Origin of the sequence: Paraburkholderia sp. C35, assembly GCF_003121405.1 — a bacterium.
GTDB lineage: Bacteria > Pseudomonadota > Gammaproteobacteria > Burkholderiales > Burkholderiaceae > Paraburkholderia.
In genome coordinates this window covers 35481-48557 of sequence record NZ_QBUY01000045.1, presented here as the reverse complement: position 1 = coordinate 48557, position 13077 = coordinate 35481, and the positions used below count along the sequence as shown (strand labels likewise).

The following is a 13077-nucleotide window of genomic DNA, read 5'->3' as shown; positions in this document are numbered from 1 at the left end:
TTGCTAAGCGTTAATGGATTTCCGGCTCGTTGCTGTCCGCTGCATGGGCTTCATGTGCTGCATGTGTTTCAGGCGCAGGCGTCGTCAGTTTCTCTTCGAGAAAATCGAAGTCGCAACCCTTGTTCGCCTGCGTCACGTGCAATTGATGCATCACGCCGAAGCCGCGTTCGAACGGACGCCTGGGCGCTTTCCACGCTTTCCTGCGCGCGGCGAGTTCCTCATCGCTGATCTCCAGATGCAGGCGTCGCGACGCCACATCGAGTTCGATGATGTCGCCATCCTTCACCAGCGCCAGCGGCCCGCCGACAAACGACTCCGGCGCCACGTGCAGCACACACGCGCCGTAGCTCGTGCCGCTCATGCGCGCATCGGAGATGCGCAGCATGTCGCGCACGCCCTGCTTCAGCAGCTTCTGCGGAATCGGCAACTGGCCCCACTCGGGCATGCCCGGCGCGCCAACGGGACCGGCATGCTGCAGCACGATCACAGAATCGGCTGTCACATCGAGTTCTTCGCTATCGATGCGCGTGGCCATGTCGTTGTAATCCTTGAACACGACGGCGGGACCGCGATGCTTCAGCAGATGCGACTCCATCGCCGCGGGCTTGATGACGGCGCCATCCGGCGCGAGATTGCCTGTCAGCACCGCGAGGCCATCGCGCTCGACCAGCGGATTGCCGCGCTTGCGGATCACGTCGTCGTTGAAAATCTCCGCGCCCGCGATGTTCTCGCCGAGCGTCGAGCCGTTCACCGTCATCTGCGTGCCGTCGATCAGGTCGCCCAGTTCGACCAGCAGCGCGCGCAGGCCGCCCGCGTAATAGAAGTCTTCCATCAGATACTGGCCCGCCGGACGGATGTTGCCGAGCACGGGCGTCACGCGTGCGAGTTCGTCGAAGCGCGCCGTGGTCAGATCGATGCCTGCGCGGCGCGCAACGGCAACCAGATGCACGATCGCGTTGGTCGAGCCGGACATGGCGAGCACGGTCGTCACCGCGTTATCGAAGGATTTCGCGGTGAGGATGTCCGATGGCTTCTGGTCGGTCCACACCATCTCGACGATGCGCTGGCCCGTCAGCGACGCATATTGCGCGTGGCGCGAATCGGCGGCGGGAATCGACGAGAAGCCCGGCAACGTGAGGCCGAGCGATTCCGTCGCGCTCGTCATCGTCGAGGCCGTGCCCATCGTCATGCAGTGACCCGGCGAGCGCGCGATGCCGCTCTCGATGCCCTTCCATTCGTCTTCTGTGATCTTGCCTGCACGCAGTTCGGCCCAGTACTTCCACGTGTCCGACCCGCTGCCTAGCGTGCGGCCATTCCAGTTGCCGCGCAGCATCGGCCCGGCAGGCAGATAGATGGCCGGCAGATCCATACTGATCGCGCCCATCAGCAGACCCGGCGTGGTCTTGTCGCAGCCGCCCATCAGCACGCAGCCATCGAACGGATACGACTTCAGCAGTTCTTCCGTCTCCATCGCGAGGAAGTTGCGATAGAGCATGGTGGTCGGCTTCTGGAACGGCTCGGCGAGCGTCATCACGGGCATTTCGACGGGAAAGCCGCCCGCCTGCCAGATGCCGCGCTTGACTTCCTCGACGCGCTGCTTGAAGTGCGTATGGCACGAGTTGATCTCGCTCCACGTGTTCACGACGGCAATCACCGGCTTGCCCATGTAATCGGACGAGTGATAGCCCATCTGCGCGGTGCGCGAGCGGTGGCCGAACGCACGCAGATCGTTGACGCCGTACCAGCGGTGGCTGCGCAACTCTTCAGGCTTCTTGCGATTCGAGGACAAATCTGTCTCCTTTGGTAACGCTATCATTTCCGGTCGCACCCGTACGCGGCGGGAATCGTGGGGATTCTTTCGCTATGGAAACGCGACGATGGGATGCACGGATGGTAGCGTTATCATCGCGCTGCGTCCGCCAGGGATAGTACGGAGACGCAGCGGAAAATCAGCCTGAAAAGGAGAAGCGGACAGCGTCAGACTTCTTTGGTGTCGAACACGAGCAGCTCGACGCCCGCCTGCGCGAAGTTCTGCAGATCGGCGGTGGTAGCGGCCGCTTCGGGCGTGCCCATGCCCTGTTGCAGCGATTCGAAGCTGTCGAAGCTGAGGATGGCGGCCAGCGCATACGGCGACTCGCCCTTCGCGCTCGCCACCGGCCCGACGCTCACTTCGTAGCGGCGCAGGCCGGGGATCGCTTTCGCGAGCGGCACGTGTTTGTCGAAGTAATGGGCGTCGAATGCGTTGCGGTCGGATGGTGTCTTGTAGAGCGCGACGAGCTTTGCCATGTCAAACCTCCTGAAACGGACGTTCAGTGCGATGCGGCGTGATGCCACTTCAACGGCTCAGGAATTCTACGCTCGACCTCTGCGATCTCTGTGTCGAAGGGACGCGTTTCAGATGACACGCATGCCCTCGCCCATGCCTGCTAGCCCGACGGACGCCGGCGCAATGCCCACCATCCCGCGAGCACGGTAAAGCTCACGACCAGCAGCACCATCACCCAGAAGCCGTGCTTGTTCTCCGCGAGCGGCACGCCGCCCACGTTCATGCCGAACAGCCCCGCGATGATGTTGATGGGGAGCGCGAGCACCGTGACGATCGTCAGCGTGAACAGCGTGCGGTTGGTCTGCTCATTGAGGCGCGCGGCGAGCTCTTCCTGCAGCAGCTTGATACGTTCCGCGAGACCCGAGAGGTCGCCGAGCACCAGCGAGAATTCTTCCGTCGAATCGCGCAAGCCTTGCACGTCGGCGGGTGCGAGCCAGGTGGGCGGACGCACCAGCAGACGGAAGATCGAGCCCGGCTCCGGCGCGAGCAGTCGTTGCAGACGCACCAGCACGCGACGCATCGCGCCGAGATCGCGGCGGCTCTGCCAGGCGCGCTGCGACAGAAAGTGATCTTCGATCCGGTCAACCTCGACGCTCGTGCGGCGCACGATCTCGACCAGCAGATCGGCCTGATCGCGCAACAGATGAATCAGCAGTTCGGCCACGGAATCGAAGCTCTCGCCGTTACGCACGGAAGCACGCAGCCGGTCCACCGACCGCAACTGCTTCAGGCGCGCCGTGATCATGATGCGCTTGTGCGTATAGACCCACAGCGTGGCGATTTCGGAAGGCGTCTGCTCGAAGTCGTACATCACGTCGTTGACGACGGCGAACAACGCGCCGTGCTGATGCTCGATGCGCGTGGAGTGCGAGCCTTCGCGCAGGCCTTCGAAGAAGGTTTCGGGCAGATCGAGATGCGTGCGCATCCAGCGCTCGCTGGAGACATGCGCGAGATTGAAATGCAGCCAGAGAAATTCGCCCGGATGCGGGCCTGACGTCTTCGGCTCGTTGCTGCATTCGGCGAGCCATTCGGCTGCCGTGTCGGTATCGACGGGCAGGCCGGGCTTGTCGGGTGCAAAACGGAATCCACAAACGAGGCCGGAGCGGTCGGCCCCATACGTGGTGGGCGCCAGGTTCAGAGTCATGTGCGTTTCGGGGTGAATTCCACGAAAGCGCCATTCTGACATGAGCAAGCGGCAGAAGCGTTACGTGTGTCAGCCACTTGACGCTAATTTGTCGATTCTTTGTCGATCCTTTGACAGCTATCTGACAGGTTCCTCGCGACGTCACGCTCGCGAAGAACCTGTCGCGCAGACGCGATGCTCAGGCTGCAAAACCGCCGTCGATCATCAGGTTTGCGCCCGTGACGAAGGCCGCTTCCGGGCTGGCGACATACGCGACCATGCCCGCGATTTCGTCAGGTGTCCCGTGACGTTGAATCGCCATCAGGCCGTGCAGCGACGTTGCGAAGTCACTGGTTTCCGGGTTCATGTCGGTGTTCACGGGACCGGGTTGCACGTTATTGACGGTGATGCCCTTCGGTCCCAGATCGCGTGCGAGGCCTTGCACGAAACCTTGCAGTGCCGACTTGCTCATCGCGTACACGGCGCCGCCTGCAAACGGCATGCGGTCGGCGTTCGTGCTGCCGATGTTGATGATGCGGCCACCCTGGCCCATGTGCGCAAGCACCGCCTTCGACGCCACGAACACAGCGCGCACGTTGACCTGCACGGTGGCGTCGAAGTCTTCGAGCGAGAACACGTCGAGTGTGCCGAGGCGCAGCACGCCGGCGTTGTTGACAAGAATGTCGATCTTGCCGAGCTGACGTGCCGTTTCGTTGATCGCGTTGGTGAGTGCTGCGGCATCGGCGACATCGGCCTTCACGGCCACGGCACGGCCGCCCGCCTTGTCGATGCTGGCAACCAGTTCGTTCGCGCCCGCCGCCGAGCTGTTGTAGGTGAAAGCCACCGTCGCGCCCTCGCTGGCGAGCCGGCGAACCACCGCTGCACCGATGCCGCGTGCGCCGCCCGTGACGAAAGCAACCTTACCTTGCAGATTCGTGTTCATGCTGTGCTCCAGTGGGTGTGTTGAAGAAGTGATGTCAGTATGGCCAACCGATTACCTTCCCGGTAGGATCGAATCAGTACTAGCAGTTTCAACCAATGGTATAAGCTGGAATACGCATCCAGTCGCCAGAACAGCCGCCACGGACGCCACATGGAAGCGTTGAATCTGATCGAATCGTTTATCCAGTCGGCCGAAACGGGCAGCTTTTCTGCCGCGGCGCGGCGGCTGGGACTCACGCCTGCCGCCGTCAGCAAGAACGTTGCGCGGCTGGAGGCGCATCTGGGCGTGCGGCTGTTTCACCGCAGCACACGCAAGCTCACGATGACGCCCGGCGGCGAGCAGTTCTGGGCCGACACGGGCGCCCCGTTCGCCAGCCTGCAGGACGCCTTTGCGCGCGCCGCGCAGCATGACGGCAAGCCGTCGGGCGTGTTGAAGGTCAGCATGGCCGTCGCGTTCGGACGCGAGTATCTGGTGCCGCTGCTGGGCGGCTTTCTCGAACGCTATCCCGACATCGTGCCCGACTGGCACTTCGATAACCGCACGGTCGATCTGATCGCGGGCGGCTTCGATGCCGCCATCGGTGGCGGAATCGAATTGACGCAGGGCGTGGTCGCGCGCGATCTGGCGCGGCCCTGCGTGGTCGTGGCGGCGTCGCCGGCGTATATGGCAGGCCGGACCTTGCCCGCGCATCCATCCGATCTCGCGCAACTGGACGGCATCATGCGCCGCTCCAGCAGCACGGGGCGCCTGCGCGCATGGACCCTGCGCAATCAGGTGGGCGAAGAAGCCCTCGCCGAATGCCGCACGCGCATCATCTTCGACGACCCGGAAGCCATGGCGTATGCAGCCATGGCCGGTCACGGCGTCGCCTTCCTGCCGACCCCGCACGCCGCGCCGCACCTCGAAAGCGGCAAACTGATGCGGCTCCTGCCCGGCTGGCACGCGGAAATCAGCCCGCTCACGCTCTACTATCCGAACCGCAAGCTGCTCCCCGCCAAAACACGCGTGTTCATCGATTTCGTCGTCGAAGCCTTTCGCGACGGTCCGCTCGCTGCACGCCTGAATGCGCGCTGAGTCGCGTACTCCGAACAATCCATCACAGGGTTTCCCTGTACGCAAGCTCACGGAACAACGGTCGATATATCAGGTGGAGACATGCGCGCCGCATCCACGCACGGCGCGTCCACATTTCATATATCGCCCACGTAGAGAGGCGTCCGCATGGTGAAGCTGAGTTTTACGCAAAAGCTGTGGCTGCCGCTCGTCGTCAGCCTGATTGCGTTGTTGCTGGTGTCGGTGTCGGCGGCGTATCTGTCGCGCGAGACGCGTATCGAGGAGCGCAAGAACGACCTCGTGAACGTCGCGCATGTCGGGCTGTCGCTGGTCGAGGAATACGCGGCGCTCGCCAGGAGCGGCAAGCTCAGCGAAGCCGATGCGCGCACGGAAGCGCTCGCCCGTTTGCGCGACATTCGCTACGGCGAGGACGGCTACTTCCTCGTGATCGATTCGACGCCGCGCATGATCATGCATCCGATCAAGCCCGCGACGAACGGCAAGGATCTCTCCGGCACCGCCGATGCCGACGGCCGCCATCACTACGTGACCTTCGCCAAGGTCGCGCAGGCGCCCCAAGGCGGCTTCGTCGACTACGTGTTTCCGCATTCGCGCCCGGCGTCCGCGTCCGGGCCGAACGAAGCCGTCGACAAGATCGGCTATGTGGTGCGCTACGCGCCGTGGGACTGGATCATCGCGACGGGTGCCTATGTCGACGATATCGACGCTGCGTTCATGCGTTCGCTGTATCTGATCGGCGGCGTGTTCGTGGCGATTGCGCTGTTGCTGGCCGCGCTCGTCGCCGTCACCAATCGCAGCATCCAGCGCACGATCGGCGGCGATCCCGGCTATGCGGCGGACGTCGCCAATGCGATTGCCGTTGGCGATCTGACGGTGTCGATCGACACGCAGCGCAACGACGAACGCAGCCTGCTGCGTGAAATGCGCCGCATGCGCGCCACGCTGACGGATACGATCCGCGCCATCAAGCACGCTGCCGAAAACGTCGCGACAGGCGCGCGCGAAATCGCGAGCGGCAATGCGGACCTGTCGTCGCGCACCGAGAATCAGGCCGCTTCGCTGCAGGAAACGGCGGCGAGCATGGAGGAAATGACGTCGATGGTGCGGCAAACGGCCGAGAACGCGCGCACCGCGAGCGAACTGGCAGAAAGCGCCGCGCAGATCGCCAATCACGGCAGTGAGATGGTCGGGGAAGCGGTCTCGACGATGCGCGATATTTCGCTGGAATCGCAGAAGATGGTCGAGGTGATTGCCGTGATCGAAAGCATCGCGTTCCAGACCAATATCCTCGCGCTGAACGCGGCGGTCGAAGCCGCGCGCGCGGGAGAACAGGGGCGCGGTTTCGCCGTGGTCGCGGGCGAGGTGCGCACGCTCGCGCATCGCAGCGCGGGCGCTGCCAAGGAAGTGCGGCAACTGATCAGCCGCGCCGTCGACAAGGTCGGCAACGGCGCGGGCCTCGTGGAGCGCACAGGCACGACGATCCAGCAGGCGCGCGATGCGATTGCGAGCGTCACGGGCGTCATGCAGGAAATCGCCGCGGCCGCCGCCGAACAGAGCGCGGGCATCGATCAGGTGAATCTCGCCGTCACGCAGATGGACAGCCTCACGCAGGAGAATGCCGCGCTCGTCGAGCAGGCGGCAGCGGCTGCGCATTCGCTGACGGAACAGGCTGGACGGCTCAAGACCTCGGTCGATGCATTCCAGGTGGCCGAAACCGTTTGATGTTGTATGAGCCGGTCGTCGGTCGATCTGGTTGGACCACTTTTCGGCTGATCCAGTTTGAACGCGTTTGCGCTGAATCAGGCGTGGCGCTCGCTGATGCTGCGCACGAAATCAATGTGCGCATGCATCGCCGTGCGCGCCTCTTCCGGGCGCCGCGTGCAGATTGCGTCGCACAGCGCGCGATGCTGGATCAGCAATTGCCCCGATTCTTCCGCACCTTGCAGGCGCACGTCCGTGCCGCTGACCGTGATGTGCTCGCGCAGCATGCCCAGCACGCTCGTATGCAGATGCAGGAACATCGTGTTGTGCGACGCGAGCGCGATGGCATCGTGCAGCTTCGCGTCGGCGACGGCTTCGCTGCTCTTGTCATCGCAGGCGCGCGAGCGCTCCAGTTCGCGCAGCAATGACTGGATGCGCCTGACGTCCGCCTTCGTCGCGCGCATGGCCGCGAAATAGGCGGTGGCGCCTTCCAGTACGCGGCGGAATTCGAGGATGTCGTCGCGCAGTACCGGGTGGTCCGCAACCAGTTGGCCCCACGGCGACGCGATGCCCGCGCGCAACTGGTCAGTGGCGAACACACCCGCGCCGCGCCGGCTCTGCAACAGTCCGCGTGCCGCGAGCCGCTGTATCGCCTCGCGTACCGTGTTGCGCGACACCTCGTACTGCTCCGCGAGCGCGCGCTCGGCGGGCAGCCGCGAAGCCGGCGGCCACGTGCCGTCGAGCAGCGAGGTTTCCATCTGGCGCATCACGCGCTCTACCGCGCCCCGCTCTCTTGTTCCTGTTGCCATGAGGGTTCTCTCGTGTGTCCATCGCGCCTTAGTGGTCCAACCAATTTGTATTGTCGCGCACATTTGGGAATCATGCGTCAACGATTCAAGCGATCCGCGCCCGCCGCTTCCCTGAGAGATGCCTCGTAGCGCTGCGGCAAACGGCACACAAGGCGGACGCATTCTGGATGGAGCGAGATAAGAAGGAACGGCAATATCCGGCGGCCCCGCGCGATGTCTATCTGTTCGCGACCTGCCTCGTCGATCTGTTCGTGCCCGAAGCCGGACTCGACGCGGTGAAGCTGCTCGAACGCGAAGGCCTCGTCGTGCATTTTCCTCAGGAGCAAAGCTGCTGCGGGCAGCCTGCCTACAGCAGCGGCAATCCGGATCAGGCGCGCGAGGTGGCGCGCGCCCAGCTCGCGCTGTTTTCCAACCCGTGGCCCGTCATCGTGCCGTCGGGTTCGTGCGCGGGCATGATGCGCCACCACTGGCCAAAACTCTTCGCCGACGATCCGGCGATGGCGCAACAAGCGCAGGCGCTCGCCGGGCGCATCTACGAACTGAGCGAATTCTTGCTGCGCGTGCTGCACATCGAACTGCCTGCCGTCAGCGATGCGCCCGAAGAACGCATCGTGCTGCACACATCGTGCGGCGCGCGGCGCGAAATGGGCACGCGCGTGCATGGCGTTGAACTGGTCGATGCATTGCCGGGCGTCACACGCATCGAGCACGAACGCGAATCGGAATGCTGCGGGTTCGGCGGCACGTTCTCGCTGAAGCACCCTGACATTTCCGGCGCGATGGTGCGCGACAAGATCGCGTCGGCCTGTGCGACAGGTTGCGAACGCATCGTGTCCGCCGATTGCGGCTGCCTGCTGAACATTGGACACGCGGCGCGTCATCAGGGTGCGCCCGTCGAAGTCGAGCACATCGCCAGCTTCCTGTGGCGTCGCACGCAAGGCACGCGCACGCCAGATAACGGAGGCAAGCGATGAACGCACGCGAACGCATGCTCGGACGCCTGCGGGCTGCGGCGCCCGCTGCTGTTCCCAGCGACGCACTGCAGCGTCTCGACGCAAGCATCGACCAGCACTACGACAATCGACGCATTGCGTTGCCCACGCAGGCGCTGATCGATTCGATGCAAGCCGCCCTCACCGCTTCTCACGCTGAAGTTTTCCGCGCCACGGAGCGCACGTGGCCCGCGCTGATCGCGCAACGGCTGGCCGAGGCCAACGTGAAGCGCCTGCTGCTCGATACCTCGCGCGCGGAAGGCACCGCTTTGCAACAGGCGCTGCCCGCATCTGTGACCGCGCGCGATTACGCCCAGCCAATCGAACACTGGAAAGCCGATCTGTTCGAAACCATCGATGCCGGCTTTACCGTCGCGCGCTCGGGTCTCGCTGCGACGGGCACGTTGATCGTCGTACCCGACCCAGGCTCGCCACGCACGATGTCGCTCGTGCCGCCGCTGCATATCGCGCTCGTCTACGCGCATTCGCTGCATGCCGATCTGCATGCCGCCGTGCGAGCAGAGCGCTGGCAGGCAGGCATGCCGACCAATCTCGTGATGATCTCCGGCCCGTCGAAAACATCCGACATCCAGCAGACGCTTGCTTACGGCGCACATGGTCCGCGTGAACTGTGGGTCGTGATCGTCGAGCATGAAGCCGATGCAGCCACTGCCACGCCCGGAGACGCAGCATGAACGCCACGCCGATGCACTTCGTGCCCTCGCAGGATTTCAAGGCACGCGCACGCGCCGCACTCGACGATCCGAAACTGCGCAACAGCTTTCGCGGCGCGATGGATTTTCTGCAGACCAAACGTCGCACGCAGTTTCCCGACGAAGACGAATTGCAGCGTCTGCGCGATCTCGGCGAAGCCGTGCGCCGTCACGCGTTGTCGCGTCTGCCCGATCTGCTCGTGCAACTCGAAGAGAAGCTCACGGCGCGCGGCGTCCATGTGCACTGGGCCGAAACGGCCGCTGACGCGAACGCGATCATTCACGGCATTGCGCAGGCGCGTGAGGCAAAGCGTGTGATCAAGGGCAAGTCGATGGCCAGCGAGGAGATCGAGCTCAACCATTATCTGGAAGCGCGCGGCATCGACTGCATCGAATCGGATATGGGCGAGTACATCGTGCAACTCGCGCACGAGAAGCCGTCGCATATCGTGATGCCCGCGATCCACAAGACGAAGGCCGATATCGGCGAACTGTTCGAGCAGCACATTCCCGATACGCGCTATACGGAAGACGTCGACGAACTGATCCAGCCAGGCCGCCGCGCGCTGCGCCGCGCATTCGTCGATGCCGACATTGGCCTGTCGGGCGTCAACTTCGCGGCCGCCGATACGGGCACCTTGTGGCTGGTCGAAAACGAAGGGAATGGACGTCTGTCGACCACCGTTCCCGACGTGCATATCGCGATCATGGGCATGGAGAAAGTGGTCGAGAAGCTCTCGCACATCGTGCCGCTTTCCAGCCTGTTGACGCGCTCTGCAACGGGCCAGGCGATCACCACGTACTTCAACCTGATCACTGGCCCGCGCCGCGAAGGCGAGCGCGACGGTCCACGCGAAATGCACGTCGTGCTACTCGATAACGGCCGCACGCAGGCTTATGCGGACGAGCAACTGCGCGCGACGCTGCAATGCATCCGTTGCGGCGCGTGCATGAACCATTGCCCGGTGTACACGCGTATCGGCGGACATGCGTACGGCACGACGTATCCGGGTCCGATCGGCAAGATCATCTCGCCGCATCTGCTCGGTCTCGAAGAAACGGCGGATTTGCCGACGGCATCGAGCCTGTGCGGTGCATGCGGTGAAGTCTGCCCTGTGCGCATTCCGATTCCCGAACTGCTGGTGCGGCTGCGCACGGAAGCCAATCGCGATCCGAACGAAGTGGTCGCGCATCCGTTGCGCGGACAAGGCGCAAAGTTCAGCCGCGAAGAGCAGTTCGTGTGGCGCTTCTGGAGTGGCGCGTTTGCACATCCACGTGCTTACCGCATGCTGCGCTGGGCCGCTACGCGCCTGCGCGGGTTTGCGCCGAAGAACCAGATGGGTTGGACCCAGCATCGCGAACCGCTGAAGCCTGCCGCGCGCAGTCTGCATGACCTGATGCGCGAGCGCGGGCAGCCTGAATAGCGTTTTCAGCCGCCGGGCGTCGGCTAGAGCGACGCAGCGTGATGCACGAACGCCCGCTTCTACGCGGGCGTTTTCGTTTTTTCATCGATGAACCATGTCTTCAAGGTCGCCGCGCCCGGCTTCAGTTCCATCGATTTCGGATGCACCACGTAATACGCGGTTTTCAAAGGCAGACTGAGCCCGAACGGATCGATCAGCGACTTCGCCGCCAACTCCGCTTCCGTCAACACGGCGCTTGTCAGCACGACGCCCTGCCCGCGCACCGCTGCCTCGATCGCCATCAGCGACTGGTCGAAGTGAATGCCCGCAATGCCGTCGATCTGACGCGCCGTTAGCCGCGCGAACTTCTTGAGCCACGTTGTCCAGTGCGGATGCAACGTGTTGTGCAGTAACGTGGCCCGCTGCAGATCGTCGGGCGTTTTCAGCTTCAGGCGCCGCGCATACGACGGGCTGCAATACACGCGGGCTTCGTCGGCATGCAGCAGTTGCACATCGAGATCGGGCGCATTGCCGTCGAAATAGCGCACGGCCAGATCCACGGACTGCAATTCGAAATCGACCATGGCTGTGGTCGTATTCAGTTCCAGCGCGATGTCCGGATACGCGATCAGAAAGTCCGTCATACGCGGCGCGAACCATTTGGCCGCGTAACTGGGCGGCATCGACACACGCACGCCCTTGCTCTGGTCTTCGCGCATGCGCCGGCTCGCGTGCGTGATCTGCGCAAGCGCGGGCTGTATCTGCGCGTAGTAGTTACGCGCTTCGTTTGTCGGCACGATCTGGCGCACCTGACGCACGAACAGCGCGACGCCTAACCATGCTTCGAGTTTCTGGATCTGCTGGCCGATCGCACCCGGCGTCACGCTCAGTTCATCGGCGGCTAGAGAAAAACTGCTCAAACGCATCGCGGATTCGAATGCAACCAGCGCTTTCAGGGGTGGCATGGTAGACATGGGATAGATTTTCTGCACTATCGACGAGAACAAATCGTTTGTACCGCATTAGCGCGCGCCGCACAATCGGCGCATCGTTCTTGCATTGGATGGTACTCGCCATGAATCCCGCTTACGTTGCATTCGCATTGCTCGGCATGATCTGGGGCAGCAATTTTCTCTTCATGAAGTGGGCCAGCATGTGGATCACGCCTGCGCAAATCGTGTTTCTGCGCGTGCTGTCCGGATTTGTGCCGCTGCTTTTTTATGCGCTCGCCACCCGAGCGTTGACGTGGAAGCAGCTGCGTCACGCGCATCATTTCATCGTCATGTCGCTGCTGGCGACGACGCTCTATTACTACGCGTTTGCCAAAGGCGCCTCGCTGTTACCGTCTAGCGTGGCGGGCATGCTGAGCGGCGCGATACCGCTGTTCTCGTTTGTGTGCGCATGGGCTTTATTGCGGGAGGAATGGCCGGGTGCACGCATGATTGTCGGTGTCATCTGCGGCTTCGCCGGCGTGCTGATGATCGCGCGACCGTGGAACAGCGCGGCGAGCGGCGTGAACCTGGCCGGCGTCGCGTGTATGGCAGTGGGATCGCTGAGTGTGGGATGCTCGTTCGTCTATGCACGGCGCTTTCTGTCGAAGCTCGACATGTCGCCCGTCGCGCTATCGACATGGCAGATCGGCTTTGCGCTGCTGACGATTGCCTGCGTCACGCCCTTTCACGGCATCACGCATATTGCAAACGACGCCCGCGCAGCCATCGGCATCCTGCTTGGACTTGGACTGCTCGGGACAGGCGTCGCGTACATCCTGTACTACTTCATCGTGAAGCGGCTCGGCGCACTGGCGGCTTCGAGCGTCACGTATATTCCGCCCGTGGTGGCACTAGGCGTGGGTGTGCTGTTCGCACACGAAGCGATCCGCCCGCTCGATCTGCTGGCCATGGCCTGCATTCTCGGCGGCGTGTTCCTGCTGCAAAGCGGGCGCAGTCCGCAAAAACCGGTCGCTGCGGCACGACGGCCCGCGTGATCAGCG

12 protein-coding genes are annotated in these 13077 nt (G+C 63.4%); 6 read left to right on the top strand and 6 right to left on the bottom strand.

Translation table 11 applies throughout. From position 1 onward, the window contains the following. Positions 1-10 precede the first annotated feature (10 nt). The 4 genes from araD to DK391_RS24320 all read right to left on the bottom strand — a co-directional run bounded on the left by araD (position 11) and on the right by DK391_RS24320 (position 4392). On the bottom strand, positions 11-1816 hold the full coding sequence (gene araD / locus DK391_RS24335; RefSeq protein ID WP_109480552.1) for an L-arabinonate dehydratase: 1806 nt from the start codon (positions 1814-1816) through the stop codon (positions 11-13). Between the two features lie 161 nt (positions 1817-1977). Then, the gene (locus DK391_RS24330) at positions 1978-2286 is read right to left on the bottom strand and encodes an EthD family reductase (protein ID WP_109480551.1); all 309 of its coding nucleotides are present in this window, start codon (positions 2284-2286) and stop codon (positions 1978-1980) included. Positions 2287-2426: 140 nt separating this feature from the next. Beyond that, complete coding sequence (locus tag DK391_RS24325; protein WP_109480550.1) at positions 2427-3470, bottom strand: transporter; 1044 nt, start codon at positions 3468-3470, stop codon at positions 2427-2429. A 178-nt stretch (positions 3471-3648) separates the two neighbouring features. Beyond that, positions 3649-4392 carry an SDR family oxidoreductase gene (locus DK391_RS24320; RefSeq protein ID WP_109480549.1) on the bottom strand — a complete coding sequence of 248 codons (744 nt, stop codon included), beginning with the start codon at positions 4390-4392 and terminating at the stop codon, positions 3649-3651. A 150-nt stretch (positions 4393-4542) separates the two neighbouring features. Here DK391_RS24320 and DK391_RS24315 point away from each other — a divergent pair, with 150 nt between their 5' ends. Together DK391_RS24315 and DK391_RS24310 are read left to right on the top strand one after the other, a co-directional pair. Then, positions 4543-5466: a LysR family transcriptional regulator gene (locus DK391_RS24315; protein WP_109480548.1), complete on the top strand. Its 924-nt coding sequence runs from the start codon at positions 4543-4545 to the stop codon at positions 5464-5466. Positions 5467-5613: 147 nt separating this feature from the next. Continuing rightward, on the top strand, positions 5614-7188 hold the full coding sequence (locus DK391_RS24310) for a methyl-accepting chemotaxis protein (protein ID WP_109480547.1): 1575 nt from the start codon (positions 5614-5616) through the stop codon (positions 7186-7188). A gap of 77 nt (positions 7189-7265) precedes the next feature. Here DK391_RS24310 and DK391_RS24305 read toward each other — a convergent pair whose 3' ends face one another. Next, positions 7266-7976, bottom strand: a complete 711-nt coding sequence (locus DK391_RS24305) for a FadR/GntR family transcriptional regulator (protein ID WP_204117427.1) — start codon at positions 7974-7976, stop codon at positions 7266-7268. 167 nt (positions 7977-8143) lie between these two features. On the opposite strand from DK391_RS24305, the gene DK391_RS24300 reads away from it, so the two are divergent. The 3 genes from DK391_RS24300 to DK391_RS24290 are packed head-to-tail and all read left to right on the top strand — an operon-like array spanning position 8144 to position 11105. Beyond that, positions 8144-8950, top strand: coding sequence for a (Fe-S)-binding protein (locus DK391_RS24300; RefSeq protein WP_109480545.1), 807 nt, complete (start codon positions 8144-8146; stop codon positions 8948-8950). Next, positions 8947-9663, top strand: coding sequence for a lactate utilization protein C (locus tag DK391_RS24295; protein ID WP_109480544.1), 717 nt, complete (start codon positions 8947-8949; stop codon positions 9661-9663). The genes DK391_RS24300 and DK391_RS24295 overlap by 4 nt, the downstream gene beginning before the upstream one ends. Further along, on the top strand, positions 9660-11105 hold the full coding sequence (locus tag DK391_RS24290; RefSeq protein WP_109480543.1) for a LutB/LldF family L-lactate oxidation iron-sulfur protein: 1446 nt from the start codon (positions 9660-9662) through the stop codon (positions 11103-11105). Before DK391_RS24295 ends, DK391_RS24290 begins: the two co-directional genes overlap by 4 nt. A gap of 59 nt (positions 11106-11164) precedes the next feature. Here the strand turns inward: DK391_RS24290 and DK391_RS24285 are convergent, their stop codons facing one another. After that, complete coding sequence (locus tag DK391_RS24285; RefSeq protein ID WP_109480542.1) at positions 11165-12058, bottom strand: LysR substrate-binding domain-containing protein; 894 nt, start codon at positions 12056-12058, stop codon at positions 11165-11167. Positions 12059-12159: 101 nt separating this feature from the next. On the opposite strand from DK391_RS24285, the gene DK391_RS24280 reads away from it, so the two are divergent. Next, the gene (locus DK391_RS24280; protein WP_109480572.1) at positions 12160-13071 is read left to right on the top strand and encodes a DMT family transporter; all 912 of its coding nucleotides are present in this window, start codon (positions 12160-12162) and stop codon (positions 13069-13071) included. Positions 13072-13077: the final 6 nt, after the last annotated feature.